Source organism: Neobacillus sp. B24 (genome assembly GCF_055381825.1).
In genome coordinates, this window is the sequence record NZ_AP035777.1 from 2863144 (window position 1) to 2881323 (window position 18180).

Genomic DNA, 18180 nt, shown 5'->3' on the forward strand with positions numbered 1-18180 from the left:
AACGTCACTAGGTGGATCATCCTATGTTATTCAAATAACGGGCTTACGGCTTTCTCATTATGAACCCTGTCAATGGCTTCAACTAGCAATGGTGCCACTGATAATACCCTAATCTTTCCGCCTGGATATTCTTCCGGCAGTGAAATCGTGTTCGTGACCACTAATTCCTTGAGGACAGATGACTGTATTCTGCTGATAGCTGGACCTGAAAGAACCGGATGCGTACAGCAAGCATATACAGATTTAGCGCCCTTTTCCAATAAGGCGGCAGCACCTGATGTAATAGTACCTGCAGTATCAATCAAATCATCGACAATAATGCAATTTTTCCCTTCGATATTGCCAATAATGTGCATGATCTCGGATTCATCGTGCTCCGGACGGCGACGGTCAATCAGTGCGATTGGCGCATTTAGCACCTTAGCCAATTTTCGTGCCCTTACAACGCCGCCATTATGAGGTGCGACAACGACCACATCCTCCAGCGCTTTCTTCTCAAAATACTCCGCAAGAATCGGAATCCCAGTTAAATGTTCCACAGGTATGTCAAAAAATCCTTGGGTTTGTGGTGCGTGAAAGTCCAGGGTAAGAACTCGATGGGCCCCTGTTGCTTCCAAAAGGTTCGCGATGAGTTTGGCAGTTATCGGCTCGCGCGAACGAGCTTTTCGGTCTTGGCGCGCATAACTAAAGTACGGTATCACAACATTAATCGTTTGTGCTGATGCTCTTTTTAACGCATCAATCATGATCAGAAGTTCCATTATATGTTCATTGTTTGGATGCGAAGTGGATTGTACAAGGAAAACCTCGCTTCCTCGAACACTTTCCTCGATGGATATTTGAACTTCACCATCACTAAATTGTTTGACTGAGCATTTCCCCAGTTCGCAGCCCAACAACTTTGCCATCTCTTTGGCCAGCTCAGGGTTTGAATTTAAAGTAAACATTTTAAAACCATTTTTAAGTTGATAGGACACTGTTTTGCCTCCATGAATATGTATTCGAACACTATTATATCTTATTTGACAAAATTTTTATAATCCTAACGGTATAAAAAGCAGGATTTACCACTATTGGAGTAGAAAATTAATAAAGAATTTTAAATGGGGTGGACAAATGCTGACAAAGAAAGAACTAAATGACATAAAGTCTCTTCAAGAGATTTGTGAGAAACACGGTGGGTTTCAGCTGAAGCTGAATGATGATATGCTGGCAAACAGGTCTGATAACCGAAAAGAAGACTTCTTTCATTATGAAGATGGACAACTTGTTGGATTTCTAGGCTGTTATGGATTCGGCAGCAAGGTAGAAATTTGTGGAATGGTTCATCCGGATTACCGCCGCAAAGGAATTTTTACAAAATTGCTGGAAGCAGGAGTTGAGGAATCAAAGAAACAAGGTGCAGAAAAAATTCTGTTAAATGCACCAACTGGATCAAACTCGGCTAAGGAGTTTTTAAAAAATATTCCTTGTGAGTTTTATGTGGCGGAATATCAAATGAAATGGCAGCCGCATGAGTTAAACGAAGATTCATCTATCATCGTTAGACAGTCTGTTTCTCCTGAAGATTTCGAAGCTGAAATTGAGCTTGAAGTGTTAGCGTTCGGTTTTAAAGAAGAGGATGCACGTGAGTTCGAAAGGGCGCTGAGGGATTCTCGGACTGAAGAAATGCTGATTATTGAAGCAGATGGAAAACTAGCTGGTAAAATGCGGGTTTCGCCGTCAGATGGTGAATCGTGGATTTACGGATTTGCTGTATTTCCTGAACTCCAAGGTAAGGGAATCGGCCGCAAAGCCTTATCGAAAGTAGTCATGATGGAGCACAAAAAAGGCCAGTCGATTTTTCTTGAGGTAGAGGCTAAGAATGCTCATGCGTTAAGACTTTACGAATCGTGCGGGTTTAGAAGCTATCATTCACAGGACTATTATCAGTATAACTTGTAAAAAAACGGGTGGTTCTATGTGAACTACCCGTTTTTTATCGTATCTTTATATTTTCTCTTTTTTTATCAAAGCCTTTGATATCCCCACGATGCAGGCCTCGCCAGTTTGCTTGACGGTGGATTGTTTTACGGTCACAACGCCAGTTCCATTTCCTTTGTCCTCGAGGTCAATCACTTCGAGTTCAACATGTATTGTGTCGTTGATAAACACGGGTTGAATAAACCGCAATTTGTCAATTCCGTAGTTAGCAATCACGATGCCGGGTTCCATTTTTGTCAAACCCACCCCGAACGAAAGAACCAGCATGCCATGGGCGATCCTCTGCCCAAAAAAGGACTTCTTGGCAAATTCGATATCGGTGTGCAGCGGATAATAGTCACCAGTCAATGCCGAAAACATAACGAGGTCGGTCTCGGTAATCGTCCGCCCCCGCGACTGCCATTTCTCACCTTTTTCGAAGTATTCAAAGTACTTATCGTACACTACTATCACCCTTCCTTAGCACCGTTTTTAAAATTTTCCCAGTTGCGTTCCGCGGCAGTGCCTCGACAATATCCACCTGCTTTGGCATTTTAAACCTGGCAATTTTACCATCAAGGTATCCCTGGAGATCCTCAATAGTCAGCGCTTGGCCAGGATCCTTTAACGCGACTACTGCCCTAATGGATTCCCCCCACTTTTCATCCGGATAGCCGATGATCGCAGCCTCCCGAATATTTGGATGGCGGTACAATACCTGCTCGACTTCAATCGGATAAACGTTCTCTCCGCCGGTAATAATCATGTCTTTCTTACGGTCGACAATATAAATGAACCCTTCGTTGTCAAATTTGGCCAAGTCGCCGGTATAGAACCAGCCGTTTTTAATGGCCTCTTTCGTTTCCTCCGGCTTATTCCAATAACCAACCATCACATTCGGACCATTGACAATCAGTTCGCCTACTTCTCCAGGCCTTACGTCACGGTCAAGCGGGTCGACGATCCGGACCGTCGTATGCATTGGTTCTTTCCCAACCGAACCGTTTTTACGGATAGTATTGTCTTTATCCAAAATACTTACAAACGGGGCGGTTTCCGTCAGGCCGAAGCCTTCGTAAAATGGTATGTCTCGCTTTTGGAAAAATTCAATCACTGTTATTGGACACGGGGCTCCACCGGAAACGGCAAATTGGAGTGAAGAAATATCATACGATTCAAAATTTGGAACACTCATTAACGCTTGCCACATCGCCGGAACAAGGAATAATGACGTCACCTGTTCATCATTGATTTTTTGCAGTACCTTTACAGGGTCAAAGGCGTCAATTAAAATATTGGCCCCGCCCTTATAAACCAACGGCAAGGTGAACACGCTCATCCCGCCAATATGGAACATCGGCGCTGCGGCCAAGGTAATGTCGGTATAATCGACACGGGTGTTATGAATAAAGTTAATCGCATTCCATTGAGTATTTCCGTGGCTTAACATTGCACCTTTTGGCCTGCCGGTTGTCCCGGATGTGTACATCATTAAATGAATGTCATCGGGACCAATCTCGAAGCCCGGCTCCTCAGGTGACGCGTTCTCTAGTAAATTTTCATAGGTTAGGTCGTCCTCGTGTGGCTGGTTCCCGACATGAATGTATTGCAGTAATGATGATTCTTTTGTACGCAGCTGATCAACCAGCGGCCTCATCCGAAAATCATAAATGAAATGATAGGCTCTCGAATCATTGACAATATAAAGAACTTCATCCACACTCAAGCGGAAATTGATTGGCACAAAGATGGCGCCAATTTTGGCGCAGGCAAAAACCGCTTCGAGCATTTCATTCGTGTTTAGCAGCAGGGCATTAACGCGGTCTCCCTTTCGGACCCCTAATCCAAGCAGGGCGTGGGACAACCGATTAACCCGTTCATTAAATTGTGCATACGTAAATCGTTTCTCATTATAAACAACCGCCAGCCGGTCTGGCCGCACCTTGCAATGTTTGATCAGCCAACTGCCAATCCCCTGAACCATCCACAACACCCCTATCGAAAAATATTAGCTTAAAATTGTTGAATGTTTTTTTGCCGGAAGTGGGAAATCTTTATTTTCAAACGTTTCATAACGGCGAATCAACTCTTGGCGCAACTCACTTGGTATGACCAAATCATCCACGACTAGCTCCCCTGATAGCTTGATAATGTCATAGCTGGCCCGGTATTCCTCGCGCAGTTTTTGAACGAGGGCTGCTCGTTCTTCAGGGTCTGATACCGCTTTAATTTTGTTATAATACACCGCATTGACCGCTGCCTCCGGTCCCATGATAGCAATTTCCGCTGACGGCAGGGCAATCGTCGTATCAGGTTCATATGCCGGGCCTGCCATCGCATAAATACCGGCACCGTAGGCCTTGCGGACAATCACGCACATTTTTGGTACATTGGCTGTCGAACTGGCGAAAATGAAGTTCCGCCCTTTCCGAAGAATCCCCTCCTGCTCCACCTTCGTCCCGACCATAAATCCTGGCGTATCACATAAATAAAGGAGCGGGATATTATAGGCGTCACAGGTCCAGACAAATTTTGCCCCTTTATCCGACGACTCTGGAAAAATCGCCCCGCCTTTGTAAAGCGGCTGGTTCGCCACTACGCCAACCGTTTTTCCATTTAGCCGTGCAAACCCGGTCACCAACTCCTTCGCATAATTGGCTTTTACCTCTAGGAAACTATCGCCATCAACGACTGATTCTATTAATTTGCGAACATCATAGGCTCGATTTGGCTCAGCGGGAATGATATCGTCAATTCCTGCTGGATCCCGTTTTGGCGGCACCGCTGGATACTCCGGCAGCTTCCCGTCAAAGTGGTCCGGCAGGTAGGTTAATAGTTTTTTGACAATACCGGCCGCTTCCTCTTCCGATTTTGCAACAAAGTCAGCTGATCCGCTTTTAGTGGCGTGCATCACGGCCCCGCCGAGTTCCTCGACATCGACCTGCTGGCCGGTCGCCATTTGCACCATCCTTGGCGAGGCGATCGCCATCCCGGAAATCTTATCGACCATAATGACAAAATCGGAAAACACCGGCATATAAGCTGTTCCCGCGAAACATGGCCCGTAAAGAACGGCGATTTGCGGGACCCGTCCGGAAAGCATGCTGTGGTTGTACCAAATCTTGCCCCCTGAATATTTCTCCACATGATAGCCGCCAGCTTCATCAATCCTCCCGCCCGAGGAATCGATCATGTAGACAATCGGCCGTCTGCCGCGAATCGCCGCCTCTTGAATCCGCAGGATTTTTTCGCCATGGTATTTACCAATGGAACCGGCCTTGACCGTATAATCGCTGGCCATGAAAAACACAAGCCGCTCATTAATTTTTCCGGTCCCGGTAACCACCCCGTCCGCCGGCAGTTTTTCTTTGGTGGCGTTGGCAAACAAGCCAGTTTCATAGTAGGGCTGCTCATCATCAAAATAGAGCCTTAAGCGATCGCGGACAAATAATTTTCCTATTTTTTTAATTTTGTCGTGATCGGGTCCGCCCTGATAAATCATTTCACGCTCTGCTAGAAGTTTTCGTTCACGTTCCATTTTATTGCCCCCTCTTGACTAGTTTTTAAGATTGCGAAGTTTTCTTCTCAGCCGGGGCTTCCATTGGTGTCAGAATTCCCAGCTGTTTGGTGAGGATTTCATTCATAATTTGGGTTGTCCCGCCGCCAATCGTTTGGATCCGGGCATCACGCCAAAGCCGTTGAATTGGATATTCCATCATATAGCCATTGCCGCCATGAATTTGTACGGCCTGGTCGCAAACGCGATTCAGCATTTCGCTGGCGAGTGCCTTCGCCATCGTCGCCTCTGTAATACAGTTCTCGCCTTGGTTATACAGGTAAAGAGCCCTATAGGTCAGGTTCCGTGCTTTTTCAATGTCCACGGCCATATCGACCATCTTATGGCGCAGCACTTGAAACTCCGATAATGGTTTGTTGAACTGGATTCTTTCTTTACTGTATTGTATGGTAAGCTCCAATGCTTTTTCCGCGGCACCGATGCAGCCCAATGCCAATGTGAGGCGCTCATATTGGAAATTTTTCATAATGTACAGAAATCCATCATTCTCCCGGCCAATCAGGTTTTCTTTCGGAACAATGACATTATCGAAAAAGAGTTCTCCTGTATCCGACGACCGCCAGCCTAATTTCTTCAGGCTTTTTCCTACAGAATAGCCCTCTGAATCAGTGTCGATGATAAATAAACTGATGTTGCGATGCTGTGGACCCTCTGCAGTTTTTGCGGCAATGATAACGTAGTCGGCATTAACTCCGTTTGTGATGAACGTCTTCGAGCCGTTCAGGACATAGAAGTCTCCGTCCTTTTTGGCGGTAGTCTTAATGGCCGCAACGTCCGACCCGCCGCCCGGCTCAGTAACGGCCAGTGCGGAGATGGCATCCCCCTTGATACCAGGAACGAGGTACTTAAGCTTTTGCTCATGGTTTCCGTAACGCCATATATTGGTCATGGCGATCGTCGTATGTGAGCCGATGGCCGCACCGACACCGCCTGCGCCGCATCTGGAAAGCTCTTCGGTAAATACCGCTTCCATGATGACGTCGAGGCCGCTCCCGCCATATTCCTCCGGAAATTTAATCCCTAGGAATCCGAGCTCCCCCATCCGTTTATATAGACTCCTTGGTGTCTCGCCGTCTTTTTCCCATTGTTCGATGTTTGGGACGATTTCTTTTTCTACAAACGCGCGTACACTTTTCCTGAACATGTCATGTTCCTCTGTAAAGATCCAGTGCCCCATAAGAACCCTCCTTTTTTGTAATTTTTGTTTTGCTGAGGTAGTGATATTCGCCGAACTTGGACGGTTATTCGCCAAACTCGGGAACTATTTCGCCGAACTTGGACGTTATTTCGCCGAACTTGGACGTTATTTCGCCGAATTCGAGGTCGATTTCGCCAAATCCAGTTCAGTTTTCGCGAAAATTCAAGTTTATTTCGCAAACACCTTTTCAAAGAAAAACGACGATTTTTATAACCCCATCTGCTTAGCGATGATCTCCTTCATAATCTCGTCCGTTCCGCCGCCAATTCTCGCCAGCCGGCTGTCCCGCCAGGCCCGTTCAATTGGATATTCGGCCATGTAACCATTACCGCCGAAAATCTGCAGCGCGCGGTCGGCGACCCAGTGCGCCATTTGCACAGCGGCTAGTTTGGTTATCGAAATTTCCTTGGACGGAACCTCGCCCTTAGAGAACCGATACGCCGTTGCGTAGGTCAATTCCCGGCATGCCTCAATTTGCGTTTTCATTTCCGCCAGCAGGTGGGCAATCACTTGAAAATTGCCGATAGGCTGGTTAAATGCGATTCTAGTTTTGGCATAGTTTAAAGCCAACTCGTAAGAACGCTCGGCACCACCGATTGCTCCTGCAGCACCAATCATCCGCTCGCCCTGCAGCTGCCACATGATTTGATAAAAACCCTTACCCTCTTCACCAAGCAGGTTTTCGTGGGGAACCCGAACATTGTCAAAAATCAACTCAGCCGTATCAGAAGAACGCATGCCGACCTTATCGAGCTTTTTGCCGACAGAAAATCTGGGGCTACTCGTTTCGACAAGGAACAGGGAAATCCCTTTTGGTCCAGGATCATCAGATGTCCTCGTGACCAACGTTACGAAATCGGCTCGAGTCCCATTGGTGATAAAGGTCTTCGTGCCATTAATGACCCACTCGTCGCCCTCACGGCTAGCCCGAGTTTGAATGCCCATCACATCCGAGCCATTGTTTGGTTCGGTAATTCCGATGGCAGCAATTTTTTCACCCCGTAGTGCCGGTTTGAGAAAACGTTCATGCTGGTCCTTCGTGCCAAACTTAAAGATAGGCGGTGTGGCCATATCAGTTTGAACAGCAATCGCCATCGGGACACCGCCGCAGCCGCATCGGTTCATTTCTTCGGCAAGAATCAACCCGGAAAAGTAATCTCCGCCTTGACCGCCGACCTCCCCCGGATAATGCAAACCGAGCAAACCGAGTTCCCCCATTCTAGTGAAAAGGGAGCGCGGGAACTCACCTTCTTCTTCCCATTCATCTACAAACGGGGCAATCTCATTTTCTACGAATTTACGAATCATCTTTCGGAGCTGGTCATGTTCTTCAGTAAAATACGGTTGGTAGGGCATACTTTGTTCACCTCATTTTCTTAGTTTCCGCTATTACAGAATCATCCACTTCGATTTCCAAGCGCATTAAATTGGCCCCAAAGCACTTGCCAAGGTTATCAAGCCTAAGCGAAGCCGAGCCGCCGCCCTCTAATGCTTCCTTGCAAACAAAGTTTAGTGCCAGGATATTGGGCAGTTCGTAGCGAGTTACTTCTCCTTGGACAAGACCCGTGAAATGATCCTTAACGCGTTCCGCCGTTAATTTTTCCAAAAATGTTTGATAGATTTCAGGGTTCAGAGCAAACACACCGATGTTCACCATATTGCCCTTATCCCCTGCTCGTGTTTGTGCGATATCCTTCAGTTTGACAATTGCCATGCTTACACCTCCAGCACTTCTACTTTTACATGACTTTCAACCTCATCCCTCGGGATCAACGTCGACCACATCCCGAGCAGTGCTCTCGGGGAGGAATTCCCAGTAAATCCGCTCATCGTCGGGGGCCCGTTCAAGGCTAGCGGCGGGAAGAGCCGGCTGAAGCGTGCCGCTTCCTGTTTCGTCTTTGCCTTGACCGCCATTCGTAAATACACTTCATTTAAGTCTTGCTGAGGTTCAAACGCTAATGGGCCGCTTAACGAGTTATATCCGATATAATCCGTACGGACCTCCTCATAGTTCCAGCGGTAGCGCTCAAGCTGTTTACGGATAATTTCGTCGACCTTTTTTGCCTTTTGCAGGGCGTCCGGCCAAGAAAACCCGACAACCACCTGAGCAGCATATCCATCCTCATACCCCATAACAACTTTAAGCGAATCAGTTCGCGGTTTTCCCCTTACACCCGTCACTGTGACCTGATTAGGTCCAGTATTTTCTAAATGAACGCCAGTTAAATCGACAATGACATCCGGGGTAATGTAAGCAGAAGGATCATGGATTTCGTAGAGCATTTGCTCTTTAACAATATCAACCGTGACGAGGCCGCCCTGGTCCTCTACTTTGCTAATGGTAAATTCCCCATGTTCCGAAACCTCGGCAATCGGATAGCCCATCCTGTCAAAGCCCTCAATCTCCTGCCAATTGCCGCTAAAATTGCCGCCGGTGGATTGCGCAGAACACTCGAGCAAATGGCCCATAAAAATACCGCTCGCGAGCTTATCCCATTCGTCTTCCTTCCAGTCATATTCATAAATTAATGGTGCTAAAAACTGGGCAGTATCGGTTGTCCTTCCAGTGACAACAATATCTGCACCCGCCCGAAGTGCTTCGACAATCGGCCGTGCGCCAATATAAGCATTGGCAAATTGGAGTCGGTCTTGAACCCCATTTACCCCTTCTCCTGTATCGAGATGGTTGAGGGGGTACCCTTTTTCAAGAAATTCCGGGATTCGGTCCAAGACATTGTCCCCTGTTACAACCGCAACCTTTAAGCCGGTCATGCCCAGTTCGCGGGCAACCCGCAATATCTCCTGCTGAGCGCCAAGGGCATTGATGCCGCCGCCATTGGTTAGCAGTTTAATCCCTTTTTCTTTTACAAACGGAAGGAGGGCCTTCATCTGCAGGTGCAAATCTTTTGTATAGCCTGCCTGCTCATTTTTCCGTTTGTCTTTGACGAGGATGGCCATCGTTAGTTCTGCCAGTGCATCAAAACAGAGATATTGAACATTCCCTTTTGCCGCCGTGGCAACGGCTGCCTCAATACTGTCGCCGTAAAAGCCTTGTGCCGCGCCGATTCGTACCGTTCTCATGACAAGATTCTCCTTCCTTTATTGTGTTTTCAGCTTGATCAGAACGTCACCTTCCTGGACGAACTCGCCTTCTGCCGTGTTAATTTCCACAATCACACCGTCGTGCGTCGATTCAATCGGGATTTCCATCTTCATCGATTCCAAGATAACGAGGACGTCCCCTTCCTTCACGACATCATTCTCTTTAACCTCCACTTTCCACACATTTCCGGACATTACTGACAAAATTTCCGTCATTTACATGAACTCCTTTCGTGACCTTAGTGTAAAGTTACTTTCAATCAGCGGATTTGAATGTTTAATCCGCAAATTTTGGTCTTTAATCCGCGAATTCAACTAATCAATCCGCGAATTTCTCCATTCTATCCGCGAATCAAAATATAGTTTATTTCCCCGTCCAATTCGGCTTCCTTTTTTCAAGGAAAGCTGAGGCACCTTCCTTCAAATCCTCACTCATAAACGAAACAAGTCGTAGGTTCGTTAAGTAGTCAAATGACTTCATCAAGTCCATCCCTTCAGTTGTAAAAAACGCATCCAAACTGAGCTTAACGGCAAGCGGACTAAAGCTTGCAACCAGACGTGCCAGCTTTAACGTTTCACTTTCCAGGTCTTCCGCAGGGACAACCCGATGAACAAGGCCCAATTCTTTCGCCTGCTGTGCCGAATACATCTCTGCCGTCAGCATCATTTCCATCATCTTCCGGCCCCCTACAGCCCGGCGAACCCACGGCATGATCACAAACGGAACAAGTCCCAATCGTAACTCTGTTAAACCGAGCTTCGCTTCTGCAGAAGCAATAGCAAGATGGCACATGGCCACAAGGCCGGTACCGCCGCCCAAGGCAGGCCCGTTCACACTTGCGATCAAAGGTGTACTTACCTCCGCCCCTAACTTAAACAATTCTGTACTCTCGTGTCCTTCAAAATATAACTCAGGTGCTGTTTTTTCGAGATTCTTTTTAAATTCATTTAAATTACCCCCGGCAGAAAAGGCTGTGCCGGCGCCAGTAAGGATGATGGCATGGATACTCTGATTTTCGTCCGCTGCCCTGATCGCCGAAATAAGCTCCTTCGTCGAAGTTTCCGTTAGCGGATTTCTCATTTCCGGAAGGTTCAACGTTATTTTGGCGATTGCATCCATTTCCTCATAGATAATTGATTCATACGTCACATAGCTCACCTCTTTCAATAGCTTTCTAGTTTTGTATAATGCAAAAACCGTGCCAAAGATCCTTCTTTTAAAAATGGTCAATTACACGCGTAAAAATAAACACCCTGAACATAAAAGTGAACAGTTGTTTACAGAAGTTTACAGGTCTGCAGTTGTCATGATTGGAAAAGCCCGCTATAATAAGAATTGTGGAAATATTTAGAAAACTGAGGTGGGGATATTTGAAGGTTCGTAATTTCACTACCGTAAATTTTGTTAATTTATCCGTTGATAGTTCGATTCGCGATGCGATTCAAGCCTTTTTGGAAAATCGGGTCGATATTGGCTGCATTACGAATAACAAAAGGCTTGTTGGAATACTACATAAACATTCAGTCTATCGGGCACTGCTGCAGGACCTGCCACTGAATGCCCCGATTAAGCCGTTAATAAATGAAAGCGTTATCACAATTAATAAGGATCAAACGTTACTAGAAGCTAGAGATATCATGATCAAAGGGAATGTCAGTCAGGCAATTGTCCTTGATAACCAACAAGAAGTTTATGGCATCATGTCAAAGTCCGATTTGGTCAACTCTCATATGACCGCCTTGGAGGATGCTTTGAATCGAATGAACCTTTTGATGGAAAACCTGCAGGATGCAGTCATTTCTGTCGATGACCATTTACGAATTACAACCTTTAATAAAACAGCCTTAAATCTCCTCCAATTAAATGGCAAGCAATTATTATCTGCACCGATTGACTTGTTTCTTCCTCCATTCAGAAGATGGCTGATCCAAGCTATGAATACAGGAGAAACTCAGGAACTGAAGCGTATCAACTTTAATCAACTAACCGTAATAGCCACGTTTATTCCAATTAAGGTTTTACAAAAAATGACGGGTGCTATGGTCGTGCTTCGTGATATTAACGAATATCGCGGAGAACTGTATCGGATTGCCAAGGATGAAAAGCCTTTCTCCCATGTCGTCTCGATTAATTCAAGGATGGAGTCCTTCAAGCATGAGGCCGCAATTGCCGCCAAATCCCTATCAAATGTGCTTATCACCGGCGAAAGCGGAACCGGAAAGGAACTGATCGCCGAAGGAATTCATCTTATATCAGAACGAAAAGGTGCCTTTATAAAAATTAACTGCGGCGCCATCCCTGAAGAACTGTTGGAATCGGAATTTTTCGGTTATGCCGATGGAGCTTTTACCGGTGCGAAAAAGGGCGGCAAGCCTGGCAAATTTGAATTAGCGGACAATGGAACCCTGTTCCTCGATGAAATCGGCGATATGCCGCTTTCCCTTCAAGTCAAGCTATTAAGGGTCCTCCAGGATCAAGAGTTTGAAAGAATTGGGGCTACGAAAACAACGAAAGTCAATGTCCGCATTATCGCAGCAACCAATAAAGACCTGGCAGACCTCGTCCAAAACGGACAATTTCGCGAAGATTTATATTACCGGATTCATGTCATTCACCTGCACATTCCGCCATTACGGGAGCGTTTGGATGATATCCCGTTATTGTGCAATCACTTCATCCACAAATTCAATAAGAAATCGACTAAAAAGGTATCCGGCGTTTCCAAAGATGTCTTGAATTGGTTCCAGCAATACCATTGGCCCGGCAATATCAGGCAACTCGAAAATGTGTTGGAACGAGCCTTCCATTACAGTTCATCCAACTGGATTGAAACGGAGCATTTGCCAGACTCCATGACTCTGCTACACACACCAGAACCTTATTCCATCCCGAAAGAGGAAGAGCCAAGCCCAACCTTAAACCGCAGAAAATCCATTCATCAGACCGAAAAACAAATCATCCTTCAAGCCCTAACCCAAAGTAAAGGAAACCGGACAAAAGCCGCGGAAATTCTTGGCATCAGCCGCACTTCGCTTTATCAAAAATTGAAAAAGTATGAAATTAAAGAGGAGTTACAATTAAAGTTCACCTCTACTTAAAAAAGAATCAGCCTGGCGTCATACATGACTCCGGCTGATTCTTTATTTACCTTTGTAGCTGTTCCAAATATTGCTGCTTGAGGACCGATTTTTGAATTTTCCCGGCAGGGGTCTGCGGCAGCTCCGTGACAAAGGCGATTTGTTTTGGAACCTTATAATCCGCGAGATGCTGGTGACAATAGGAGAGAATTTCTTCCTCCGTCATGGCAGCCCCTTCTCTTAAAATAATGTAATAGCGGCCGACTTCGCCAAGAAATGAATCCGGAACCCCAATGCCGGCAGCATAGGCTACCTTTGGATGGGCCGACAGGACGTTTTCCACCTCAACAGGGTACACATTATAACCACCTTGGATATACATCTCCTTTTTCCTGCCTTTGTAGTAGACATATCCATTGTGGTCCAGATAAGCGATGTCTCCGGTATAAAGCCAGCCGTCCTCATCAAACGTAATTTTTGTCTCCTCCTCTAATCCTAAATACCCTTTTGCATTACAAGAGCCTTTCACTGCCAATTCCCCGATTTCCCCTACCGGCAATTCATTCCGTTCAGCATCAACGACCTTGACCTTGAAATCCCCAATAGCTACGCCAATACTCTGCTGAACTTTTTCAATCGGGTCAGTCAGTTTTGTCAGAATACAGGCGCCTGATGATTCACTTAATCCATATAGATTTATTATGGGTGCATCCGGGATATGGGTGCCAATCATTTCACATAGTTCCGGTTCCACATTGGACCCGCCGACGATGCAGATTTTCAATGAGCTTAAATCATAATTTTTTCTATTGCTATGTCCTAATAGCATTAGATACATCGTTGGAACACCGCCAAAAATAGTCGGCTTCACTTCGTCGATAATCTGCAGGACTTTTTCCGGAATAAATTCAGGAACCAATACAATACTGCCAAAGCTGTAAAGCAGCGCATGCACCGCACAGGTAATTCCGCCGACGTGGTTTAGCGGAAGACTGCCCACCGTACAATCATTCTCTCCAATCGCTAAATGATTTGCCTGAGCCCTCGCCGATTCGAGGATACTCCGATTTGTAATCATCGTTCCCTTTGGCTTACCCGTCGTCCCAGAGGTGTAGATAACAATGGCGGTATCATCCTCTATTACTGCTTTTTTGCAGTCGGAGAGTTTCACAATGTCAATGGGACTTCGCAATAAACTCTCAAATGGTACGCTTCCAGGAAATCCATTCCCGATGAATATATAGGTTTCCACCGTCGGCAGCTTCTCTTGAAACCCCTCGAAAAATTGGGGAAAATCAAAGCCATGATAATTAGAGATGGAAACAATTCCTTTTGCTTTGGAGTTATTAAGCATATACTTCAATTCACTCTCGCGGTAGCGGGCATTCAGAGCTACCACCCCGACACCGATTTTTGTTGCCGCAAAGTAAGTATAGAGCCATTCCAATTGATTCAATGCCAAAATCGCCAGCGTATCCCCCTTGGCAAACCCCTGTTGGAGAAGGCCGGAAGCTAAACAATCCGTAATTTCATCCAGCTCCTTAAAGGTGACACTCTTTCCCTCACAGAGTAAAAATGGCTTGTCGGGATGTTTAGCAGCGGCATGGGCTAATAGTTTATGAACAATCCAGTCCTGCATGGCAGTCACCTTCCTAAACCGGGTTATTGGAATAAAGATGTTGATAATTTTTTCTCAGCACATGCTTTTGTATTTTTCCAGTAGTGGTCATTGGAAGCTCCTCGACAATCACCACTTCCTTCGGTACTTGGAAGGCGCCAAGATGCCCTTTGCAGTGTTGAATGATTTCCTCCTTCGTCGCTTGCTCACCTGGCTTTAACAAGACAAATGCGGTAATTGCCTCAATCCAGCGCTCATGCGGGAGCCCGACAGCTACTGCATTTAAAATTTTTGGATGGGAAAGCAGGGCCTGTTCCACTTGAATGGACGCGACATTTTCTCCACCAGTTTTGATCATATCCTTTTTCCGATCAACAAACAGTAGCAGCCCCTCATCGTCGATATAGCCTAAATCACCGGTATGATGCCAGCCGAACTGTCTAGCCCGCTTTGTTTCTTCGGGGTTATTCAGATAGCCCGCCATCACATTCGGCCCGCGGTGAACGATTTCCCCGACTTCGTTTTTGCCAAGCAGGTTCCCGTTATCATCCATAATTCCGATATCGGTAATTAAAGATGCAGAACCCCAGTATGGCCCGGACTTTCGAAGCTGATCCTCCGGCTTGAACACACAAGTGGCCGGATACATTTCTGTTTGACCGGAACCAAGACTAAATTTACAGCCAAGTTCGTTGATGCCTTTTTCCAGTGTGTTCCGGTCCATCGGGGCCATCGCGTATAAGCAGTAGCTTAAGCTGGATAAATCATACTTGTTAAAATTGGGGTGATAGAGAAACGCGCGGTACATGATCGGCAATCCAAACATCCAAGTGATTTTTTCCTTCTCAACAATTTTCATGAATGACTCTGGTTCAAATCCTGGAATAATGACCAGTGTCGCGCCAAGGTGGAAGAAGGAAGTGACAAGCGTGTGCTGAGCACAGTGAAATACTGGCATCATCAGGGTAGCAATGTCTTCTTTTGCCATCCCAGCCTCGATAATATTGGCAAGACTCGCGATGAATACAGCCTGGTGATTGATCAGTACACCCTTCGGTGTGCCAGTTGTACCGCTGGTGAACATGATTTGCGCAATGTCCCGGTCTGCGACATCCACCTCAGGTTCGTCAGTCTCCCGGTGCAGCAGCGTATTCTCGAATTTTTCTGCTTCAGATGCCCCTTCACCAATGATCAATAACTCAGGACAAATACTGGAGAACTCTTCTTTTTTGCCTTGTAAAAATACTTCATCACATAGAAGAACTTTTGCTTGGACCTCCGACAAAATGTAAGCCTTTTCATTAAAAGACACACCTGGATTCATTGGCACCCAAATGAGTCCGGCTTTGGCAATGCCGAATATCGCGGTCAAGAATTGCCACGAATTCCCGCAGATGGTCGCAACGGTGTCACCTTTTTGAAGACCCAGGTCCAGCAGGTAATGAGCAAAGCGGTTGCAATCCTCGTTAAATTCCTTGTAACTGATTCGTTTTTCTCCGGAGACAACTGCGGTTTTATTCGGCAGCTTTGCCGCCGTCCTCCGAATAATATCGCCAACGGCAACTCGATTTAAGGCTGTAATTTCGTTCACTGATTCAATTCCTCCTTTATAGATTGTGTAGCTCGGGATTGGGAAGTCTCCCCGTTTAGAGCTCTACCCTATCGGATGCAAGATTTGTACCATCCATGAGGAAATTGTCATTATGCTGTTTGGGTATTTAGTGTGTTGATTATTGTACGGTACAGTTGTTAATAAATGGAGACAACTGTACCGGTTTCTTGACAATAAAAAAAAGCTGGAGAATCCAAACATCGGATAGCTCCAGCACTTATTAATCCGGTCCATATAAATGGACAATAGGTCCTCTTTTTGAGAATTAAAGCAAGCTTACACATTTCATAATTTTTTCTTCACAACAACCCCGCATTGCTCTTCCAATGGCTGAATCACGGCTGACATATCTAAATCATTAAGCCCCTTTGTAGCTGCATCAGAAAAAGCCTGTTCAGCAAGTTGCCCGGTAAATGTGTCTATCCCTGCTCCTTGTAAAAGCTGATTGGCCAAACGAACATCTTTCAAGACATATTTCACCGCCCCGCCAGGCTGAAAGTTGCGGTCGAAAACGTATTGCTCCATGTGCCTTCTTAAAATTCGACTGTCCCCGTAACTGACTTTTAAGATGTTGAACAACTGTTGGGATTCCAACCCATAGGCTGCTCCCGCAACCATGGCTTCAGAAGCAGCCAGCGAATGAACAGCAACAAGATATTGATTGATGAGCTTGGCAATGCTTCCTGCTCCAGATGAACCAAGATATTCAACATTCTCGCCTAGAACGCTTAATATAGAGGAAACTGTTTCGAATACTTCCTTCTCACCACCGACCATAATCGTTAAGGTCCCTGTTTCTGCCCCTTCCGGTCCGCCGCTCACAGGAGCATCAAGATACGATATCCCTTTTTCAGCCGCTTTTTTAAAAATTGTTTTGCTTGTATCTGCTCCAACCGTTGTCAAATCAATGCAAATAGTCCCAGGGCGGGCATTCCCCATAATCCCATTTTCTCCCTCGTATACCTCTAAAACATCCTCTGGCATTGATAGACAAGTACAAATCACATCACAGTTTTGGGCCAGGGATGCAATACATTCTTCAGAAAATGCGCCATATTCCCTGAGTATTTTGACCTTTGCTGCAGTCCGATTGTAAACATGAACTTGATATCCATGATCAAGAAGCCGTTTAACCATTCTAGAGCCCATCACACCTGTGCCAATAAATCCGATGTTCACTTTATTTCTCCCCTCTCAGCCAGCCAAAACTATCTTCGCTTTTTCCCTTTGGTGTATATTCCAATCCAATATAACCTTCATATGTATCATTTAAATATTGAAAAATTGCCCCATAATCCATTTTGCCAATGCCAGGCTGGTGCCGGCCGGGGACATCCACTATTTGAACATGTCCGATTACATCAGCATATTGTTTGAAAATATCAAGCGAATTTCCATGGATTCGTTCCATATGGTAAAAATCAAATTGCAGCTTCACATTGTGCAATCCTACTTTTTCCAGAATGGCTTTTGCCTGAAGAATATTATGTAGAAAGTATCCTGGCATGTCGTATGGGTTAATTGGCTCAATCAAAAGTGTTATTCCGTGTTTAGCCATTTCGGTACCAGCAAAATGAAGGTTTTTTACGTAAATTTCCCTTGCACCTTTAGAATCTGCTTCAGATATAATACCCGCCATGCAATGGATTCTCTGTACTTTCAATGCTGTGGCATATTTTATCCCTTCAAAGACCGACTTTCTAAACTCTTCCACCCGATTAGGATCAACTGCTAACCCGCGATCTCCTCCTTCCCAATTTCCCGCAGGCAAATTTAATAACACCATTGATAGATGATTCTGCATTAGTTCCAACTGTATTTCTTCTATTGAATGATTATAAGGCAATTGACATTCCACGAAGGAAAATCCACATTCCCCCGCCTTCCTGAACCGTTCCAAAAATGGAACTTCTGTAAATATAGTAGAAAGATTCACAGCGAATTTATTCATATCATCCTCCATTAAAAGAGTGCTGAATTTTCAAACTTTAATTTTATTCTACTAAAATATACAGAATCATCAAAGGCAAAAT

At 45.6% G+C, this 18180-nt stretch carries 16 protein-coding genes; 2 read left to right on the forward strand and 14 right to left on the reverse strand.

Translation table 11 applies throughout. From position 1 onward, the window contains the following. Positions 1–26: 26 nt before the first annotated feature. Entirely contained in the window at positions 27–977 is a 951-nt protein-coding gene (locus ACZ43M_RS14095) for a ribose-phosphate diphosphokinase (protein ID WP_464503195.1), read from the reverse strand. Positions 978–1116: 139 nt separating this feature from the next. Here ACZ43M_RS14095 and ACZ43M_RS14100 point away from each other — a divergent pair, with 139 nt between their 5' ends. After that, positions 1117–1944, forward strand: coding sequence for a GNAT family N-acetyltransferase (locus ACZ43M_RS14100; protein WP_464503196.1), 828 nt, complete (start codon positions 1117–1119; stop codon positions 1942–1944). A 45-nt stretch (positions 1945–1989) separates the two neighbouring features. On the opposite strand, the gene ACZ43M_RS14105 is transcribed toward ACZ43M_RS14100, so the two are convergent. The 9 genes from ACZ43M_RS14105 to ACZ43M_RS14145 all read right to left on the reverse strand — a co-directional run bounded on the left by ACZ43M_RS14105 (position 1990) and on the right by ACZ43M_RS14145 (position 10989). Continuing rightward, positions 1990–2427 (reverse strand): MaoC/PaaZ C-terminal domain-containing protein, encoded by a 438-nt coding sequence (locus tag ACZ43M_RS14105; protein ID WP_464503197.1) that lies wholly within the window; start codon positions 2425–2427, stop codon positions 1990–1992. Then, positions 2417–3946: an acyl-CoA synthetase gene (locus tag ACZ43M_RS14110; RefSeq protein ID WP_464503198.1), complete on the reverse strand. Its 1530-nt coding sequence runs from the start codon at positions 3944–3946 to the stop codon at positions 2417–2419. Before ACZ43M_RS14110 ends, ACZ43M_RS14105 begins: the two co-directional genes overlap by 11 nt. Before the next feature lie 24 nt (positions 3947–3970). Next, positions 3971–5500 carry an acyl-CoA carboxylase subunit beta gene (locus ACZ43M_RS14115; RefSeq protein ID WP_464503199.1) on the reverse strand — a complete coding sequence of 510 codons (1530 nt, stop codon included), beginning with the start codon at positions 5498–5500 and terminating at the stop codon, positions 3971–3973. Positions 5501–5525: 25 nt separating this feature from the next. After that, a complete protein-coding gene (locus tag ACZ43M_RS14120; RefSeq protein ID WP_464503200.1) occupies positions 5526–6716 on the reverse strand; it encodes an acyl-CoA dehydrogenase family protein in 1191 nt (396 codons plus the stop codon). Positions 6717–6944: 228 nt separating this feature from the next. Then, complete coding sequence (locus ACZ43M_RS14125) at positions 6945–8093, reverse strand: acyl-CoA dehydrogenase family protein (protein WP_464503201.1); 1149 nt, start codon at positions 8091–8093, stop codon at positions 6945–6947. Between the two features lie 7 nt (positions 8094–8100). Continuing rightward, on the reverse strand, positions 8101–8451 hold the full coding sequence (locus ACZ43M_RS14130) for an AtuA-related protein (RefSeq protein WP_464503202.1): 351 nt from the start codon (positions 8449–8451) through the stop codon (positions 8101–8103). Positions 8452–8453: 2 nt separating this feature from the next. Continuing rightward, positions 8454–9818 carry an acyclic terpene utilization AtuA family protein gene (locus tag ACZ43M_RS14135; RefSeq protein ID WP_464503203.1) on the reverse strand — a complete coding sequence of 455 codons (1365 nt, stop codon included), beginning with the start codon at positions 9816–9818 and terminating at the stop codon, positions 8454–8456. A gap of 18 nt (positions 9819–9836) precedes the next feature. Next, the gene (locus ACZ43M_RS14140) at positions 9837–10055 is read right to left on the reverse strand and encodes an acyl-CoA carboxylase biotin carboxyl carrier protein subunit (protein WP_464503204.1); all 219 of its coding nucleotides are present in this window, start codon (positions 10053–10055) and stop codon (positions 9837–9839) included. A 148-nt stretch (positions 10056–10203) separates the two neighbouring features. Then, positions 10204–10989, reverse strand: a complete 786-nt coding sequence (locus tag ACZ43M_RS14145; protein ID WP_464503205.1) for an enoyl-CoA hydratase/isomerase family protein — start codon at positions 10987–10989, stop codon at positions 10204–10206. Positions 10990–11210: 221 nt separating this feature from the next. Between ACZ43M_RS14145 and ACZ43M_RS14150 the strand changes: the two genes are divergently transcribed. Next, positions 11211–12938 (forward strand): sigma 54-interacting transcriptional regulator, encoded by a 1728-nt coding sequence (locus tag ACZ43M_RS14150; RefSeq protein ID WP_464503206.1) that lies wholly within the window; start codon positions 11211–11213, stop codon positions 12936–12938. 46 nt (positions 12939–12984) lie between these two features. Here ACZ43M_RS14150 and ACZ43M_RS14155 read toward each other — a convergent pair whose 3' ends face one another. The 4 genes from ACZ43M_RS14155 to ACZ43M_RS14170 all read right to left on the reverse strand — a co-directional run bounded on the left by ACZ43M_RS14155 (position 12985) and on the right by ACZ43M_RS14170 (position 18098). After that, a complete protein-coding gene (locus ACZ43M_RS14155; protein WP_464503207.1) occupies positions 12985–14556 on the reverse strand; it encodes a class I adenylate-forming enzyme family protein in 1572 nt (523 codons plus the stop codon). Between the two features lie 13 nt (positions 14557–14569). Further along, positions 14570–16126, reverse strand: coding sequence for an AMP-binding protein (locus ACZ43M_RS14160; protein WP_464503208.1), 1557 nt, complete (start codon positions 16124–16126; stop codon positions 14570–14572). Positions 16127–16432: 306 nt separating this feature from the next. After that, positions 16433–17326, reverse strand: a complete 894-nt coding sequence (locus tag ACZ43M_RS14165) for an NAD(P)-dependent oxidoreductase (protein ID WP_464503209.1) — start codon at positions 17324–17326, stop codon at positions 16433–16435. Between the two features lies 1 nt (position 17327). Beyond that, a complete protein-coding gene (locus tag ACZ43M_RS14170; RefSeq protein WP_464503210.1) occupies positions 17328–18098 on the reverse strand; it encodes a TIM barrel protein in 771 nt (256 codons plus the stop codon). Positions 18099–18180: the final 82 nt, after the last annotated feature.